12 protein-coding genes are annotated in these 18,068 nt (G+C 73.4%); 4 read left to right on the top strand and 8 right to left on the bottom strand.

The features are described from left to right. Positions 1 to 281: 281 nt before the first annotated feature. The 7 genes from ACLWS4_RS29970 to ACLWS4_RS29940 form a co-directional block, all read right to left on the bottom strand. Entirely contained in the window at positions 282 to 1,133 is an 852-nt protein-coding gene (locus tag ACLWS4_RS29970; protein WP_375875755.1) for a hypothetical protein, read from the bottom strand. Then, positions 1,130 to 5,746, bottom strand: a complete 4,617-nt coding sequence (locus ACLWS4_RS29965) for an AAA domain-containing protein (protein ID WP_416875755.1) — start codon at positions 5,744 to 5,746, stop codon at positions 1,130 to 1,132. The genes ACLWS4_RS29970 and ACLWS4_RS29965 overlap by 4 nt, the downstream gene beginning before the upstream one ends. 293 nt (positions 5,747 to 6,039) lie before the next feature. Continuing rightward, a complete protein-coding gene (locus ACLWS4_RS29960; protein WP_416875754.1) occupies positions 6,040 to 7,038 on the bottom strand; it encodes a hypothetical protein in 999 nt (332 codons plus the stop codon). Continuing rightward, entirely contained in the window at positions 7,035 to 7,967 is a 933-nt protein-coding gene (locus ACLWS4_RS29955; RefSeq protein ID WP_416875753.1) for an ABC transporter ATP-binding protein, read from the bottom strand. Before ACLWS4_RS29955 ends, ACLWS4_RS29960 begins: the two co-directional genes overlap by 4 nt. 113 nt (positions 7,968 to 8,080) lie before the next feature. After that, the gene (locus tag ACLWS4_RS29950; RefSeq protein ID WP_049651617.1) at positions 8,081 to 8,506 is read right to left on the bottom strand and encodes a GntR family transcriptional regulator; all 426 of its coding nucleotides are present in this window, start codon (positions 8,504 to 8,506) and stop codon (positions 8,081 to 8,083) included. A gap of 145 nt (positions 8,507 to 8,651) precedes the next feature. Then, positions 8,652 to 10,133: a DUF2079 domain-containing protein gene (locus tag ACLWS4_RS29945; RefSeq protein ID WP_416875752.1), complete on the bottom strand. Its 1,482-nt coding sequence runs from the start codon at positions 10,131 to 10,133 to the stop codon at positions 8,652 to 8,654. Between the two features lie 200 nt (positions 10,134 to 10,333). After that, a complete protein-coding gene (locus ACLWS4_RS29940; RefSeq protein WP_387974137.1) occupies positions 10,334 to 10,975 on the bottom strand; it encodes an HD domain-containing protein in 642 nt (213 codons plus the stop codon). 112 nt (positions 10,976 to 11,087) lie between these two features. Here ACLWS4_RS29940 and ACLWS4_RS29935 point away from each other — a divergent pair, with 112 nt between their 5' ends. The 4 genes from ACLWS4_RS29935 to pcp all read left to right on the top strand — a co-directional run bounded on the left by ACLWS4_RS29935 (position 11,088) and on the right by pcp (position 15,677). Then, positions 11,088 to 12,080 (top strand): GlxA family transcriptional regulator, encoded by a 993-nt coding sequence (locus ACLWS4_RS29935; protein ID WP_416875751.1) that lies wholly within the window; start codon positions 11,088 to 11,090, stop codon positions 12,078 to 12,080. A gap of 210 nt (positions 12,081 to 12,290) precedes the next feature. Beyond that, entirely contained in the window at positions 12,291 to 13,523 is a 1,233-nt protein-coding gene (locus ACLWS4_RS29930) for an MFS transporter (RefSeq protein ID WP_380776122.1), read from the top strand. Positions 13,524 to 13,669: 146 nt separating this feature from the next. Next, the gene (locus tag ACLWS4_RS29925; RefSeq protein ID WP_416875750.1) at positions 13,670 to 14,863 is read left to right on the top strand and encodes an alpha-hydroxy-acid oxidizing protein; all 1,194 of its coding nucleotides are present in this window, start codon (positions 13,670 to 13,672) and stop codon (positions 14,861 to 14,863) included. A 130-nt stretch (positions 14,864 to 14,993) separates the two neighbouring features. Further along, positions 14,994 to 15,677, top strand: coding sequence for a pyroglutamyl-peptidase I (pcp, locus tag ACLWS4_RS29920; protein WP_079272827.1), 684 nt, complete (start codon positions 14,994 to 14,996; stop codon positions 15,675 to 15,677). 80 nt (positions 15,678 to 15,757) lie between these two features. Here pcp and ACLWS4_RS29915 read toward each other — a convergent pair whose 3' ends face one another. Next, positions 15,758 to 17,869, bottom strand: a complete 2,112-nt coding sequence (locus ACLWS4_RS29915; RefSeq protein WP_416875749.1) for a phosphocholine-specific phospholipase C — start codon at positions 17,867 to 17,869, stop codon at positions 15,758 to 15,760. Positions 17,870 to 18,068 lie beyond the last annotated feature (199 nt).

Here is an 18,068-nt window from a genome sequence, read left to right as displayed (position 1 = left end):
CACCCGACCCCCGCCTCACTCCGCACACCCAGGACGGCACCATGATCCCACCCACCACTCCCCGCCGTCCTGGCCCACGACCGACCGGCGGCCCCGGTGGACACCAACCCCCTCCACCGAAGCCGCCGGCCCCCGCACCTACGGCTCGGGCGTCACCGCGGAACCCGAATCGCCGTGACCGCCCCGTCCTGCTTCAGCGAGACCGGCCGCCGCCGCTTCCTGAAGTCCCACGACTTCTCGGACCACTCCGACCGCGACGCGTGTGCCCTGCGCCGGCACTGCTACCGGGCACGGCCGGGGTGCGTGTCGGCGAGGTCGTTCAGGGCCGCGTTGACCACCTGCCAGCAGATGGCCAGGGTGTCGCGGTCCGGCCGGTGGCTCTCGCGAGCCTCGGCCTTGGGGTGGACGAAGTTCCGGTACTCGCGCAGCTCGTGGCTGAACTTCTCGATGTCCGCGCCGATCCACCCGACCCCGTGACACGCCACGATCAGATCGTGGAGGTTGATGCGGTCCTCCGACTTGCGGCCCAGAAGGGAGGGGTCCCGTTCCACGACGGTCTGGACCAGCACGCCCTCCATCAACGAGCCGAGCATGATGATCGCCGCGACGTGGGCGCCGTTGGCGTAGCAGGTGCGGGCCTCGTCCAGACGCCACTGGAGCAGTTCCGCCATGGCCTCGTCGGCGATGAGGTCCGCCATGACGACCTTCAGCTCGGCGGAGCCGTAGTGCGTCGGGTGCGCCAGCGCCGGGTCGCACGACACCAGCCGGGGGCTGCCGCCGGGGTTCTCCAGCCGGCACCCCTCGTGGATGAGGAAGGTGTTGACCGCCGCCACGACCTCGGTGAGCAGGCCGGGCTCCTCGAGGTACTCACGCGGATCGGCCAGCCTGAGCAGCACCTTCTCGATCTCCCCGGGCTGGTCGCGCCGGGCCATCAGCAGTTCGGCGGCCCACTCCCTGCGGTACTGGCCGTCGTACTCGGGCACCTCCTGCCAGCCGGCCCGCTTGAGGAAGGCCGCGATCTCGAAGCCGCGGCGGTAGAGGAGGTCGTCGTCGCCCGCGACGACGCGGGCGAGTTCCTCCAGGGTGTTCTCGTCCAGCGTGCGGTCGTCCTGCCGGCTGTGCGTCTGGGTCATGCCGTTCCTCCGGTCGAATCGGTGTCAGGGGCGGGGGCGGATTCGGCACCGTCCCCGTCGTCGGGGCCCTGTTGCCCCGGCGGCTCGTGGTTCTCCGCGCCTTCGTCGGGCAGTTCGTCGCCCTCCGGCAGTTCCAGTGGCGTCCACGGCCGCGTGTCTCCCGGCGGCGGGGAGGGCCGGGAGTAGTTCGCCGGGCGGATGCCCTGCCGGTCGAGTTCCTCCCACAGGCCCGCCAGGGCCTCGTCCGGGTCGAACCTGAACTCGCTCTCCCGGATGCGCCAGAACCGCCAGCCGACCCGCTGGAGTTCACGGTCGCGCTGCTGGTCGTGCCGGATCTGGTCGAGGGTCGAGTGGTAGTAGTCGCCGTCGCACTCCACGCCCAGGCGGCCGCGCGCGCCGATCACCACCAGGTCGATGCGCTTGCTGCCCGCCGGGTACTGGGGCACCACGTGGTAGCCGCGCTCCTTGAGCCGCAGGTAGACCTGCTGTTCGAAGAGGGAGTCGAAGGGCGGGCGCCGGACGTCGGGCAGCACGGCACCGAGGTCGGCCGCCTCCGCCAGTGCGGCCGGCGGATTCTGCATGTAGCCCAGGAGGTTGAGCCGCAGGTCACCGGGTTTGAGCTGGTCCGGCGGCACCGAGTAGAAGAGCCGCATCTGGTCCTGGGCGCGGCTGGCCGCCACGTTGTAGGCCTGCTGCTCGCTGCGCATGCCGCCGGCGATCTTCCGCACCCGGTCGACCACCATCGACAGCAGGATGACGTGCCGCTCGTCGCCCTGGAACTGGGCCGGGGTTCCCACCCGGATGCGGTGGCGCTCCCGGACCGGGGCCGGCAGTCGCTGTTCGATCAGCTGCTCCAGCAGTTTGACCTGGCCGAAGCCCTGGAGCACGATCACGCCCATGGTCTTGTGCTCGTACGCCGGGTCCGCGGCCAGCTCTGCGAGGCAGTCCACGATCGCCTCCGCTTCCTTCGGGTTGCGGATCCGTCCGTCGCGTCCCTCGGTGACCCCGCCCTCGACGTAGTGCGTCAGCAGCGGGTCGAGCCGTTCACCGCCGTACTGCCGCAGCGGGATGAGGCCCGGCGGGGTGTAGAAGGTCTCCGAGGACCAGCCGATGATCTCGGGCATGCAGCGGAAGTGCTCCTGCAGGCGGATGGTGGACGGGAAGAACGTCGACAGCAGCTGGTACAGGTTGGAGTGCGGCATGTACAACTGGCGCAGGTGGGCGGGGACTTCCGGCAGGTGCGCGGACAGCCGGTCCTGGATCTGCTGGGTGCGGCCCAGCCCGGTGACCGGTGGCGTGCACTGCTTGTCGTCGCCGACCACGATGATCCTCGGCGCGAGCCAGAGCAGGAACAGCGCGTCCATGCCGGCCTGACTGGCCTCGTCGACGATCACCACGTCGAAGGCGTCCTGCCTGGGCTTGATCATCTCCGCCACCCGCGCGATGGGCATCACCCAGGCCGGCACCGCTCCCTGGGCGACCTGCATCGCGCTGTGGGCGGCCGCCTTGAAGTGGGAGGCGCTCTTGCCCTTGCCCTTGCCGTACGACGCCATGTGCGTGCGGTAGGCCTGGAGTGCCGAGCGCTGCTCCTGGGTCATCCGCACCAGGCAGTGCAGCCGGCCGTGTGCGGCGGCCAGGTCTCCCGTGAGCTCCTCCAACTTCGCCTCGTGCTCGGTGAGTTCGCCGTCGAGGCGCTGCTCCCGGCCGGGCGCGCGTTCGTCGTCGATGAACTCGGACGCCTTCGCCCAGGCCCAGGCCTCCCGGAGCCGGGCGAGCCGCTCGTCCCAGGCCGGGTCCTCGGCCTCCGCTTCGAGCCTGCCGGCGAGCGCGGGCGACGCGCTGCGCAGGCCGTCGAGCAACTCCACGCAGCGGCGCCGCCGTTGGTCCCGTTGCTGCGCTGCCGCGAGCGCTTCGAGCTCCTTGGTGTACCGGTCGACGTCGCGGTCGCGCAGGGCCTGCGCCATGGCGAGCGCCTCGACCGGCGCGGCCACGCCGTCCTCCCCGCCGCGCAGGAGCCGGTCCCATCGGCCGAGCCGCTCCGAGGCCTCCTCCGCGCGCTGCCGGCCGGCCAGGGCCGCGACGGCCTCGGCGAAGTCCTGCCACGCCTGCGGCCGGGTGAGGTCGAGGTAGACCCCGTGGTGGACCAGGAGTTCGTCGACCTGCTCACGGATCCGGCCGAATTCATCGACCTCCGCGAGGTGTCGGTAGCGCTCGGACAGCGAGGCCAGTCGCACCTCCAGCGGCGCTTCCGGCACTGCCGCACCCACCTGCTCCCAGCGGGCCGCCACCGCGGCGAGGGCCGCGTGCGCGTGCAGATGGGCCAGCACGGCGCCGAGATCGTCGGCGGAGGCCGGCACCTTGCCGTCCACCGTGCAACTGCCGAGGAGTTCCTCGGCCTCCCGCTGCGCCCTGAACGCGAACCGGGTCCGCAGCCTGCGGCCCGCCGACAGCTGCTCCATCAGGGCCGGGATCGTGGCCGCCATCCGGCGGGCGCGCTCGGGGACCAGGAGGTCCGGGAGGAGCACCGTGCGCAGACCGACCCGGTCGAGGCCCTCGGCCACCTCGGGGAGCACGCGCGCGACGTCGGCGACACGCCGCCAGAGATCGGGGTGGCGCCGGGCCAGCCGGTCCGTCAGCGCGCGCTCCACCCAGCCCTCGTCGCCCCAGCGCGCGGCCTCCCGGTGAACACCCAGACGGTGCAGTCGGTTGCGGCCGGAGCCCAGCAGCTCGGTCAGCCGGTCCGTGGTGGAGGTCTCCAGGGCGGCCAGGACGTTGCGCACCTCGATCGCCGCCGGTGAGAGACCGTTGACGCTCAACTGGCTCACCGCGAGGGCCGCCGCGACCTGGCCGGACGTCGGTAGCGTCTCCGCCGCCGGGAACACCCCGGACTCCGTCCACTGCCCGGCGCCGTCCCGCAGCAGCGCGAGCAGTTCCTCCGCCTGGACGGGCGAGAGCGGCGGTGCCTCCGGCGCCCGGTTCGGCAGCCTGCCGATCCAGCCCAGCCGCACCGCCTCGTCCTGCACCTTCCGCACGATCGCGGCGAGCGTCCCCGAGTAGCCCGGTGCGACCTCCGGGTGCTGGTAGACCTCCGCCTCCCGCAGCGAGACCACCTGCTCGGTCAGCAGCTTGATCCGGCTGCGCACCTCGTACCGGCGCTGGGTCAGCCGCTGGATCTCGTCCCGCAGCTGGTCGGTGTCGCCCGCCGCCACCCGATCGCTCAGCGCGTTGATGGTGCGTTCCAGTTCGCTGGCACCGTCCTGGCTGGTGGTGCTGAGCAGCAACACGCACAAGTCCCGGACAGCCGACGGGAGTTTGTCCCGGAGCACGGTCAGCGGCTGGTCCTTGGCGCTGGTCACGAGCACCCGCTGGCCCTGGGCCAGGAGCGCGGACACCAGGTTGGCGATGGTGTGCGTCTTTCCGGTGCCGGGCGGGCCCTGCACAACCACGCCGGTGTCCCGCTGCAGCCGCTGGAGTACGGAGCGCTGCTGGGCGTTGGTCTTGCCGGGGAACAGCGGCTCGTCGCCGAAGAGCGCCGGCGCCTGCCGCCCGCCCCAGTTCTGCCGGTCCTCGGGGTTCAGCGACATCACCAACTGCGCCAGCCCGAGCGGGGCCCGGCGTTCGGACACCACGCTCTCCGCGATGCGGTCGTAGAACCTCAACACCTCGTTGCGGTCCCTGGGCCGCTTCAGCAGGGCGGGCGCGAAGGTCAGCCTGGCGCCCTCATCCGGTCCCGCCGGCGGACGCCAGTTGGTGCTGAACGCCACCGGCCTGGGCAGGACCAGGTCCAGCCACTGCGAGAGGCACTCCAGCGCCTCCTCGCTCAACAGGTGGAAGGGCAGCGCGGAGAGCTCCTCGTTGAACGCCGCCGCACGCTCCGGCACCCAGCCGTCGTCCGCGTCCAGGAAGTCCCGGTCCTCCAGCCGGACCGCTCCGCTCTCCGTGAGGCGTACGGTGACCTGCGCGGTCCGCCGATCGACGTGGGTCTCCACCCGCCGCGAGAGCACGTGCCGGTGGATCACCCCGCCGTTCGGTTCCCGCCAGCTCAACAGGCCCGCGGCGAGCACGAGTTCCTGCTGGTCGTCCTGCCGCGCCAACTGCTGGTGCCAGTGGTAGACCTTCTCGTAGAGCTGACGCCGCGACCGCTCGGACCGCTCCCGCTCGGCCCAGATCCGCCAGCGCGCGAGCCACGGCCCGTACGCCCGCAGGACCTCCGCGGCCTCCTTCCGCACGACGACCGCCTCGTCGCCCTGCCACCCGTCGGCTCCGCCCGCCGCCGGCTCCCCGGTCCGGTACGGACCCTCCTCCGCGAGCGGCGGGTCCTCGGCATCGGCGTCCTGGCACAGCCGCTCGTCGACCCACCCCTCCAGCACCGGCGGCAGTTCCGGCGCCGCGGCCTGCGGAACGTGGTCCAGGATCAACAACGGACGGTCGTCGTCCCCGGACGGCCGGGGCACCTTCGCCGGCAGGTCGGCCAGCCAGAGCGGCCCCCAGGAACGCGTGTCCCGGAGCCGCTGATGGCTGCTCTGCACGACCTCGCGCAGGAATCCGACCAGCGCGGCGGTCTGACCGATGACATCGGGGTCACCCGCATGTCGTCGTGGAACGCTCACCATTCTCCCTTCAGTCGGTGACGAACGTTCCAGCATGGGGGCGGCCTCGGGGACCGGAAGCCGGTCGGGCCAGAGTGGCCGAATTCCCGCCGACCGATGGCCGACTTTCACTCGGCGGAAATTCGGATGGCCATTTCAACGGCACAGGAAAGCGAACGCATTTCCTGCCATCGAACACCTGAAGAGCCGCCCGACCAGGCGGTTTCGGGCATGGAAAATCCCCCGGCGGTGCCGGGGGATTGACGAGGAATAGGAACTGTCGGCGACGGTTTTCGACGCCGCGGACAACCGTCGCGTCAGGCGCGGATGCGGCGGAAGACGGCGATCAGGAGGGCCGCGGCAAGGGCCAGGAGGATGCCGGCTTCGACGAGTTGGATGGGAGTGAGGTGGGCGGCCGGGTGGAAGCGGAGCCAGGAGGCGCTGGCCGTGTTGCAGGTGGTGTTGAGGGCGCAGGAGTCGGTGGTGACGCGGGTGCCGTCGGGGAAGATGACGCCCTGGTCGATGAGCCAGGCGTTGGTGGGCTGGGCGGTGCCCACGGGGGCCACCTGTTCCACGACCGGGTAGAAGAGCGGGCGGGCCCAGACGACGAGGCCGTGGGCGGTGGCGACGAGGGCGCCGGTGGCGAACATCGCGGGGAGGGTGCGGCGGACGAGTTGGCCGACCAGGACGCCGAGGGCCAGGGCGAACAGGGACCAGGCGACCGGGGCGAGGCCGATGGCCGGGTAGGTGAAGAACTGGAACGGCGGGTCGAAGGCGTCCGGACCGTGTGCGATGTCCGTCCACCACACCCAGGTCATCAGGACGGCGATCACACCGCTGACGGCCAGGACGGCGAGGCCGGGGACGGCGAGGCGGACGGCCAGCCAGCGGGCCGGGCTGACGGACTGGGCGCGGATCAGCCGGATGGTGCCGCGTTCGTACTCCTGGGCCAGCAGCGGGGCGCCGATGAACACGCCGATCAGCAGCGGGAGGACGGTGACGGCGGGCTGGAGGACCTCCAGGTACCAGAAGTTGGGGCGGTTGATCGGTGCGAGGAGGGCCCAGCACTCGGAGTCGGACCAGGAGTCGGGGTAGTAGCAGCCGGTCCGCCGCAGGACGCCGATGATGTGGCGGAGGGCGACGTGGATCCAGACGAGGTCCGCCACCGCGAGGACGAGCAGCACGCCCAGGGTCCAGAACAGGAAGCGATTCTGACGGAGCGTCAGCCAGATGAGACCGCGCAGGGCGGGGGTGGCGGGCCGCCGGTCGGCGGGTGCGGAGGTGGGGGCCCGGTCGGGCAGGAGGTCGGTGCTCATGCGGCCACCCCGTTCGGGTCGGGCTTCACGTGGTTCGGGTTGTCGGCGGAGGTGTCGGCGGAGGCCCGGAGGTAGCCGAGCAGCAGGTCCTCCAGGCTCGGACGTTCGCTCTCCCATTCGCCGTCCACCGGCTCGTCGGTGCGGACCAGGGCGACGGCCCGGCGGCCGCTGACGCGCTGCTCGACCACCGTCTCGGCGGCCAGGGAGGTACCCTGGGCGGCCGGCCCGGTGAGCAGTCGGTGCCCGTCGAGGATCTCCTCCAGGTCACCGGCCAGCCGGACGCGTCCGCGCTGGACGAGGAGCAGGTGGTCGATGACGCCGTCCAGCTCGGGGAGGATGTGCGAGGACAGTACGATCCCGGCGCCGCGCTCGGCGGCGACCGACATCAGGGTGCCCATCAGCTGGTGCCGGGCGAGCGGGTCGAGGTCGGCCATCGGTTCGTCGAGCAGCAGCAGGTCGGGGAGCTTGCCGAGGGCGAGGGCGAGGCAGACCCGGGTGCGCTGGCCACCGGAGAGCGAGCCGATCCGCGCCTTGGGGTTCAACTCGCCCTGCTCTGCGATCTGTTGGGCCACAGCCTCGTCCCACACCGGGTTGAGCTCGCGGCCCATCCGCAGCGTCTCGGCGACGGTGAGGCCCGGGTAGAGCGGCTTGTCCTGCGGCACGTAGGCGACCCGGGCGCGCAGCTCGGGCGCACCGGCGGTGGCGCCGAGCACCCGCACCCTGCCCTCGGTGGGCGCGAGTTGACCGGCGGCGAGGGAGAGCAGGGTGCTCTTGCCCGCGCCGTTGGGGCCCACCACGCCGCAGATCCGCCCGGCCGGGACGGTGACATCGCAGCCGCGCAGCGCCCAGCCGCCGCGGTACCTCCTGCCGAGGCCTTCGGCCTCCAGGGCCGGCGCCGTCACGGGCGCCGTGGTCGTCGGGTCGTCCACCCGGTCCCCCCACTGTTCTCGGTTCGGTGTTGCCGGGGCGCCGCAGGCCCCGGCGTCGGGGTTTCGGGCCCCCCGATGTCGGAGCCCCGGTTTCGGCCCCCGGTGTCGGAGCCTCAGACCCCGTCGTCGGAGTCGGAGGCCCCAGAAGCAGAGACCCCGGTGTCGAAACGCTGCTCCAGGACGGAGGCCATCAGCGCGGTGATGTCCTCGCGCTCCAGTCCGGCCTCCCGGGCCTGGTCCACCCACCCGACCAGGCCCGCCCGCAGCGGCCCGTCCGCCGCCGCCTCCGGCCGGGCGAGCGAGCGCCGGACGAAGGTGCCGAGCCCCGGGCGGGGTTCGACCAGGCCTTCGCGTTCGAGCTCGCGATAGGCCTTCAGCACGGTGTTGGGGTTGATCGCGGTCAGTTCGACCACCTCTCGGGCGGTCGGCAGCTTGTCTCCGGGCTGGAGCAGTCCGAGCCGCAGGGCCTGCTTGGTCTGCTGCACGATCTGCTGGTAGGTGGAGACGCCGCTGCGCCGCTCGATGCGGTACTCGATCACCGGCGATTCAGCCTTTCACTAGTTCAATAGTGGAATGGTGGCGCACGGCGCCGCGCGGGTCAAGCCGGACCCGGGGGTGTCCGGTCTGGAGCTGTCCGGTCTGGGGTTGTCCGGTGCTCGGGGGTCGTCCAACCCGGGAGGCGGCTCAGGGGCGTTGCAGCAGGAGCAGGCCGTCCTGCTCGACCAGCGGCCGGTAGCCGCGCTCCCGGTAGACGGCCAGCATCCGGGCGGTGTCGGCGGTGGCGCACGGGGCCTGCACGCTCGGGTCGCGCAGGTCGACGGCCACCCACTGCGGGCCAGGGCCCTCCGGCGTCCGGCACACCAGGGTGACCTCCGTCCGGCGGGTGAGCTGGGCCGCCAGCCGGTTGGAGGCGGCCACGGTGGCGTCGTCGGGTATCCGGTGGAGCAGCGCCCGGGTCTCGGTGAGCCGGGGCGAGGTGCGCCAGGCCTCGGGCATCACCACCTCGTGCAGCGGGTAGAGCGGCAGCGTCACAGCGGCCACCAGGGCGCTGACGGCGAGCCCGCGCCTGGCCCGGCGCACCTCGACACGACGGCGCGCGTCACCCCGGCGACCCGCGTCAACCCGGCGCAGGACGTCCACCAGGGCCGCGAACGCGATCGGCATCAGCACCGCGCTGTAGTGGTAACTGACGCCCCAGTAGTGCGAGTTGGAGGAGAACAGCCGCCAGGCGAGGGTGGGCACGCAGAGCAGCAGGAGCGGTGAGCGCACACCGATGAAGCCGGCGGTGGCGGCGAGCAGGAACAGCAGCAGCCACTTGACCGGCGGCCAGCCGAGCCGCAGTGGCAGTTCCCAGAGCGAGGCCTGCCCGCCCTGCCCGCCGCCGTCCAGCTGCTGCCAGTAGTCGAAGCCCCCGCTCGGGTTGAACGCCGGGAGCACGACGAGCACGGTGAGCACGGTCGCGGCGAGCCCGACGGCGGCGAGGGCGAGTCCGGGCAGTGGGCTGCTGTGCCGCTCCCGCCGGGCCTGCCAGGCGATCAGGGCCCCGACGGCGGCCACCGTCAGCCCGAGGTCCTCCTTGACCAGCAGCAGCGGCAGCGACCAGAGCGCGGCGGCGAGCGGCCGGCGCCGGCCGAGTGCGGTGGCGGCGAAGGCGATCAGCGGGACGGCGAAGGCGATCTCGTGGAAGTCGTCGGCCGCCGCCCGGACGATCCCCCAGGAGGCCCCGGTGGCGCAGCCGACGAGCAGCGCCACCCGCGGCCCAGCCACCTCATGGGCCCAGCGGGTCAGCGGGACGACGGCCAGCGCCATCAGCAGCGCCTGGGCGACGACGAGGGTGAGCGGGCTCGGGAAGGCCCGGTAGGCGGGGGCGAGGACCGCGATCAGCGGATGGAAGTGGTCCCCGAGCAGGTGGTAGCCGGGGCCCTTGAGCGGCACGATCGGCGCCTGCCCGTGGGCGTACGCCCGGACGGCCTGCTCGAAGATGCCCAGGTCGTAGGCCTTGGTGAGGCCGCGCCGGTGCCGGTTGACGGCGACGCAGGCGTACAGCGCGGCGAACCCGGCCGCCAGGCCCCACGCGAGCGGGGCGGGGCGGCGGGCGCGGGGCGGTACGGACGGAAGAGCGGCCGTGCTCGGAACGGCCCGGGACACGGAGGAGGGAGCGGGCATCGGCAAAGTACCCTTTCACTATTCGATTAGTGGAAGGGTGGTGGAACCCCGAGCCCCCGTCAAACCCGGCCGGGCGACGCCGACCGGGCCCCCGGGCTGCCCTCAGAAGCCCGCGTCCAACACCCCCGACCAACGCCCCCGACCAGCGCCCGCGTCCAACGCCCGCGACCAGAACCCCTCGGCCGAAGGCCCGCCCCGGCTCACTCCCCCCACTCGGAGCCCTTGATCACCTCCACGAAGTCGCCGCGCTCGAAGCCGGGCACGAAGTGCGCGAGCACGTCCGCCTTGACGTTGCCGAAGGTCGTGTCCGGGCGGCCCTTGATGCCGTCGGTGAACGCGGCCAGGATGCGGTTCTTGAAGTCGGGCCGCGGATGGGCCGCGACCACGGCGGCCCGCTGCTCCGCGGAGATCGCGTGGTAGCCGATCCCCAGCACGTCCAGTTCCACGCCGCGGGTGACCAGGGCGATCTCCGGTGCCATGTGCAGCGGGATCTCCGGAGTGGTGTGCAGGGCGATGGCGGTCCAGACCCGCTGCGCCGGCTCGCCGGTGATGCCGTGGGCCGCCAGGAAGCGGCGGGCCTCGTCGGCACCGTCGATCTCGAACCGCTGGTCGGTCCGGGCGAAGCGGCCGGTGAGGCCGAGGTCGTGGAACATCGCGCCCACGTACAGCAGCTCCGGGTCGAACTCCAGCCCCTGTTCGGCGCCGCGCAGCGCCCCGAACAGGAACACCCGGCGCGAGTGGTCGAACAGCAGGGGCGAGGCCGCCTCCCGCACCAGTTCGGTCGCCTCCCGGGCCAGGGCGCTGTCCGGGACGCGCACGCCTGCGATCGTCTCGTTCGTCATGGTTCCTCCGCGTTCATTCGTTTCGGGGGCTGTTCGGTCGACTCCTCCACCCTCGCCCGGTGGCGTACGCTGCCGCCATGTCGGTACGGACAGCCGGACCTCGGATTCGGACATGACGCGCCTGGTCGCCTTCCTCGTGTTCGACGGGGTGACGCTGCTCGACGTCAGCGGTCCGCTGGAGGTGTTCCACCAGGCCGGCCGGCTCGGCCACCCGTACCGGACCGTCCTGGTCTCCCCGGGCGGCGGCACCGTCACCGCCTCCAACGGCGTGGCCCTGGCGGACACCGCCGCACCGGACGACGTCCAGGGAGCACTCGGCCCCCGGGAACCCCTCGACACCCTGGTCGTCGCCGGCGCCGACCACCTGGCCGCCCGGGGCCCGGACGCGCCCCTGCTCGCCGCCGCGGAGGGCCTCGCCGGGCGGGCGCGGCGGGTCGCCTCGGTGTGCAGCGGCGCCTTCGTGCTCGCCGCGCTGGGGCTGCTGGACGGCCGCCGGGCCACCACCCACTGGCGCCACGCCACCGCCCTCGCGCTCCGCCACCCCGGGGTGCGGGTCGAACCCGACGCCCTGCACGTCCGGGACGGCCGCTACCACACCAGCGCCGGCATCAGCGCGGGCATCGACCTCGCCCTCGCCCTGGTCGAGCACGACCACGGCGCCGAGGCCGCCCGCGCCATCGCCCGCGAGCTGGTCGTCTTCGTGCAGCGCCCGGGCGGCCAGTCGCAGTTCTCCACCGCCCTGGCCACCCCGCCCGCCCGCAGCGGCCTGCTGCGCACGCTCACCGACGCCGTCCTCGCCGACCCGGGCGCCGACCACAGCCTGCCCGCGATGGCCGCCGCGGCCGCCGTCAGCACCCGCCACCTGACCCGGCTCTTCCAGGCCGAGCTGAACACCACCCCGGCCCGCTGGGTCGAGCGCGTCCGCCTCGACCGCGCCCAACAGCTGCTCCTCGACGGCCACGGCATCACCGCCGCCGCCCGGCTCAGCGGCCTGGGCAGCGACGAGACCCTGCGCCGCGCCTTCGCCCGCCGGCTGGGCACCACGCCCACCGAGTTCCGCAACCGCTTCACCACCACGGCCGCCCCGAACGCCCCGAGCCCCTGACGGGCCCCCCGCACCGGCGGCCCGACCCCTCCCGGGGAAGTCCCGCGACCGGACGCCGGACCACGCCGGGCCGCGCCGAACCGCAGGGCGACGCGCCGGACGGCCGGCCCCGCGCGGAAGCGTTGACGTCGGATTCACGCCAGCCCAACCCCCGGTCGGATTGGTGGACTTCGGGTGACACACCCACCACCCACCGACGGGACCTCCGGCATGCCGACCGGCACCACCCTCAGCTCGACCCAGCCCACCCCGAAGCCGCCCACCCCGAAGTCCCGCCCCCGCAACGGCGGCGGCACCCTCGCCGTCCTCGCCGTGACGACCGGCGTCTTCTCCATCGTCACCACCGAGATCCTCCCGATCGGCCTGCTGACCCCGATCGGCGCCACCTTCCGGATCTCCGACGGCACGGCCGGGCTGATGATGACCCTGCCGGGCATCGTCGCCGCGGTGGCCGCCCCCGTGGTGACCGTCGCGACCAGGCGTGCGGACCGGCGGACGATGCTCTGCGCGCTGCTGCTGGTCCTGACCCTGGCGGACCTGCTCAGCGCCCTGGCCCCCGCCTACTGGGCGGTGCTGGCCGCCCGGGTCGCCCTCGGTCTGGTCATCGGGGCGTTCTGGTCGATCGGTTCCGGGCTCGCCCCTCGCCTCGTCCCGGAGCACCGGCAGGCCCGCGCCAACACGCTGATCTTCTCCGCCGTCCCGCTCGGCTCGGTGCTCGGCGTGCCGGCGGGGGTGTTCCTCGGCTCCGTGGCCGGCTGGCGGGCGGCCTTCCTGGCGATGGCGGCGCTGACCGTGCTCGCGCTGGCCGCCCTCCTGCGGTCGCTGCCGCCGCTGCCCCCGCTGACCGCCACCGGGCTGGGCGTGCTGCGCGGACTGCTGGCCGGCCGGGGCACCCGGACCGGGATCGCGGTGACCTTCCTGATCGTGCCGGCCCACTTCGGCAGCTACACCTACGTCACCCCGTTCCTCACCGGCACCACCCACGCCGGCCCCGGCCTGGTCACCGCCCTGCTGCTCGGCTACGGCGCCGCCGGACTGCTCGGCAACGTCCTGGCCGGCGGCCGGGCGGCCGGGGCACTGCGTCCGGTGTTCGGCACGGCGGCCGTCCTGCTCGCCGCCGCGGCCCTGCTGCTGCCGCTGCTGGGCACCGGCGGTCCGGGCGCCGCCGTCCTGCTGGCCCTCTGGGGCGTGGCGTACGGCGCCGTCCCGGTCTGTTCGCTCAGCTGGTTCCTCGCCGCGGCCCCGCACGCCCCGGAGGGTGCCGGGGTGGTCTTCACCTCGGCGTTCCAGGCCGGCTTCTCGATCGGCGCGCTGACCGGCGGGCTGGTGGTGGACCACTCCTCCCCCGCCACGGTCATGCTGCTCGGCGGGGCGGTCGCCCTGCTCGCCGCGGCCACCGTGTGGCGGTACGGCCACCGGGTGCGTCCCGAGCCGACACCCTGAACACCCGCGCCCCGACCCTGGCCGTCGGCACGGTTCGTGGCGAGAATGCCGGGGTGCCGTCGACCCGCCCGCCCGTCCTGCGGGGTGGGCGGGCGGCGCCGGCCGGGACGGTCCCGGGCGGGTGCGGACGGAAGGACGGCCGGCGGATGGTCGACCAGCAGAGTGACCCCGCGTTCCAGGGGCGGTTCGGCGACTACCAGACCGAGATCTACCTGCGCGGGCTCGGCGGCGTCCTGCCGACGATGCCGATGGCCTTCGCCGAGCTGGAGGCGCGGGCGGGCGCGGCACTGCCGCCCTCGGTGCTCTCCTACGTCGCGGGCGGCGCGGGCGACGAGTCCACCCAGCGCGCGAACGTGGCCGCCTTCGGGCGGTGGGGCCTGGTGCCGCGGATGATGGTCGGCGCGAGCACGCGGGACCTGTCGGTGGAGCTGTTCGGCCTGCGGCTGCCGACCCCGCTGTTCATGGCGCCGATCGGGGTGATCGGCCTGTGCGCGCAGGACGGCCACGGGGACCTGGCCACCGCCCGGGCCGCCGCCCGGACCGGCGTCCCGATGGTCGCCTCCACCCTGACGGTCGATCCGCTGGAGCAGGTGGCCGCCGAGTTCGGCGACACCCCCGGCTTCTTCCAGCTCTACACCCCCACCGACCGGGCACTGGCGGAGAGCCTGGTCCACCGGGCGGAGGCCGCGGGCTACCGGGGCATCGTCGTCACCCTGGACACCTGGGTCACCGGCTGGCGCCCGCGCGACCTGGCCACCGCCAACTTCCCGCAGCTGCGCGGCCACTGCCTGGCCAACTACACCTCCGACCCGGTGTTCCGCGCCCGCCTCGCCAAGGCGCCGGAGGAGGACGTCCGGGCGGCCGTCCTGGAGTGGGCCGGCGTCTTCGGCAACCCGCTGACCTGGGACGACCTTCCCTGGCTGCGCTCGCTCACCGACCTGCCGATCCTCCTCAAGGGCATCTGCCACCCCGAGGACGTCCGCCGCGCCAGGGACGGCGGCGTCGACGGCGTCTACTGCTCCAACCACGGCGGCCGCCAGGCCAACGGCGGCCTGGCCGCCCTCGACGTGCTCCCCGACGTGGTCGCGGCCGCCGACGGACTGCCCGTCCTCTTCGACTCGGGTGTCCGCTCGGGCACCGACGTCGTCAAGGCGCTCGCCCTCGGCGCCACCGCCGTCGGCGTGGGCCGCCCGTACGCCTACGGCCTGGCGCTGGAGGGCACCGACGGCATCGTCCACGTGCTGCGCTCGCTGCTCGCCGAGGCCGACCTCCTGATGGCCGTCGACGGCTACCCCACCCTCGACTCGCTCCGTGCGGACGGCGCGCTGCGCCGGACCTGACGCCGGGTGAAGTCCCGGTGTCCAACGGTGTCCGACCGCGACCTGCGGGGCTTGCCGGGACATTCGGGACGGCCCTACGCTCGAAGGCACAAATCGGGTCCGTACGTTCCCGTACGCTGGGAGGTCCGCCATCATCCGCGTCCTGCTGACCGCCTTCGAACCGTTCGGCCGCGATCCCCTGAGTTCGTCCCTGGAGGCGGGCCGGCTGGTCGCCGCCGGTCCGCCGGCCGGAGTGGCCCTGGAGTTCGCCGGGCTGCCCTGGGTGTACGGCGACTCGATCGCCGAACTGCGCCGGGCGGTGGCCCGGTTCGAGCCGGACCTGGTCATCGCCACCGGCCAGGGCGGCAACCGCCCGGACCTCACGGTCGAGCGGGTGGCGGTCAACCTCGACGACGCCGTCCGCGCTCCCGACCGGAAGGGCAACCAGCCGGTCGACCAGCCGGTCGTGCCGGAGGGCCCGGCCGCCTACTTCTCCTCGCTGCCGGTCAAGGCCTGCGTGGCGGCGGTCCAGCTGGCCGGGATCCCGGCCACCGTCTCGCACACCGCCGGCACCCACCTCTGCAACCACGTCTTCTACGGGCTGGCGCACCTGATCGCCACCGAACGCCCGGAGCTGCGCGGAGGGTTCGCGCGTCTGCCGTACCTGCCGAGCCAGGTGTCCGGCCGGGACACGAGCGCGTCGATGTCGGCGGAGACGGCGGCCGAGGGGGTGCGCATCCTGATCCGCAGCGCCGTGGCCGCCCTCCACTCGCCGCCCGTCGGCACGGTGGCCGGCCCGCGCCGACGGACCTGGCTGCCCCGCCGGGGCGGCTGACCGCCCGGGCCCCCGTCGACCGGACCGGTCGACGAGGGCCCGTCAGCGCGGGCCGGTTCCGTCCACGGAGGCCCGTCCGGTCAGCGCGGGCCGGGGTCGCTGGTGCCGGGGCGGCCGTTCTCCAGGTGTCCGGCCCAGCGGCGGCGGAAGGCCGGACCGTCCACGGCCGCGACCGTGACGTCGTACCAGCGGCGGTCGGCGGGCAGGTCGAAGGTGAACCGGGCCGAGGCGCCGGGGCGGAGGGAGCGGCTCTGCTTCGAGCCCTTCGCGTAGGCGTTCTCGGCGGTGACCGTCCGGGCCACCGGCCCGTGGTTGGCGACCGTGACGCGCACCTGGTTCTTCGACGGGTCGAAGCGCGCCACCAGCCCGGCCCGGGCCGTGCCCTCGAACTCCTGCACCGAGCCGTTCGGGCCGTGGGCGGCCAGGTGGTAGTCGCCGGCGCCGGTCAGCGGCCAGAAGTCGGCGAAGGTGTCGCCGGCCGAGACGGTGTAGCGGCGCGGGGCGGCCGTCGGCGCCGTCCGGTCGTAGACGTAGAGCCACGCGCCGACCGAGCCCCGGTTCTCCAGTTCGAGCCGGAACTGCCCGGCGGTGTCCGTCTCCTCCTCGTTGACCCGCAGGTCGTACGGGAGGGCGCGGGCGGGCCGGGTGCCCGGCTCCTGGGTGGGCATCCGCTGCGGCAGCGGCACCTGGTAGGGCTTGCCCTGCGAGGCGATCGGCGCGGGCACCGGGATCCGGACGCGCCGCGCGTCGGTGCCCCGGAAGTCGAGCGCCGAGGTGAGGTCGCCGCAGACCGACCGGCGCCAGGCGCTGATGTTGGGCTCCTCGATGCCGAACCGGGCCTCCAGGAACCGCAGCACCGAGGTGTGGTCGAAGGTCTCCGAGCAGACCCAACCACCGCGCGACCACGGGGAGATGACCATCAGCGGCACCCGCGGTCCGAGGCCGATCGGCTGGAGTCCGCCCGGGTCGGCGCCGGGGACCAGCGGGCTCATCTCGCCCGGGTACTTCGAGAGGTCCAGCAGCTCGTCGCCGAGGCTCGCCTCCAGGTCGGCGGAGACCATGCCCGGGCCGCCCGGACGGCTGGCGACCGGCGGCATCGGCGGGACGACGTGGTCGAACAGGCCATCGTTCTCGTCGTAGTTGATGAGGAAGACGGTCCGCCCCCAGACCTCGGGGTTCGCGGTGAGCGCGTCCAGCACGAGGTTGATGTAGTACGCGCCGTCGGTGGGCGTCGCGGAGGGGTGCTCGCTGTACTTGTACGGCGGGACGATCCAGGAGACCTGCGGCAGCCGGCCCTGCTCGACGTCGGCCCGGAACTCCTTGAGCGTGTGGTCGGTGGCACCCTTCTCCACCAGCGGGCCCGACGCGCCCTCGGCCACCTGGTACCGCTCGAAGAACATCAGCGAGTTGTCGGTGTAGTTGTCCGTCGGCGTGCCCGGCTCGCCCGAACCGCCCTGGTAGAGCTTCCAGCTGACCCCGGCCGACTCCAGGCGCTCGGGGTACGTCGTCCAGGTGTAGCCGTTGGTGTCGTTGCGCTCCCACAGGCCGGGCCCGTTGGGCCGGCGGCCGTACGCGTTGCGCGGGTCGCTGGTGCCGGTCCAGAGGTAGATCCGGTTGGGGGCGGTGTCGGCGTGGACGGAGCAGAAGTACGCGTCGCAGACGGTGAAGGCCTCGGCCAGCGCGAAGTGGTACGGCAGGTCCTGGCGCTTGAGGTGGCCCATCGTCATGACGTCCTGCTTCTGGTTCACCCACTGGTCGTGGCGCCCCTCGTTCCAGGCGAGGTGGCCGCTGCTCCAGCCGTGGTCGGTACCGGCCTGGTACTCGGTGGTGTTCCGGGGGTCGATGTACCAGGGCAGCACCTCCTGCTCGGAGGCCGGCAGGCCGCGGTCGTGGTAGCGGCCGGTCTTCACGGCGGCGGCGGGCTGGTGCCAGTTCGGCCGGCCGTTCGGCAGCAGCGTGGGCCGGGGGTCGTCGAACCCGCGGACGCCGCGCAGGGTGCCGAAGTAGTGGTCGAAGGAACGGTTCTCCTGCATCAGGATGACGACGTGCTCGACGTCCTCGATCGAACGGGTCCTGCCGATCGCGGGCAGCGCCATGGCCTTGGCAACCGCGGGCGGAAAGGCGGCGAGGCCGGCGGCGGCCGCGGAGGCGCCGCCCAGTTGGAGGAAACGGCGCCGGTCGATGGAGGCCACGTGGTGTCCTTCGCGTCGTGAGTGCATGGTCGGACGAGAAGGCTCGACCATAGGGGCCCACGAACCGTCATGTACACGGTCCTCCAGCGAACGCCGCATGATCATTCGACCAACACCCCGACAACGCGAAGAACCCCCATCCGGGACCCGGATGGGGGTTCTTCTGAAGAATTGTTCGGCGGCGTCCTACTCTCCCACA

The sequence above is a fragment of the Kitasatospora sp. SC0581 genome (genome assembly GCF_048159585.1).
Lineage (GTDB): Bacteria > Actinomycetota > Actinomycetes > Streptomycetales > Streptomycetaceae > Kitasatospora.
Note: the sequence above shows the minus strand (reverse complement) of the source record. Positions and strands in the feature narration are given on the sequence as shown.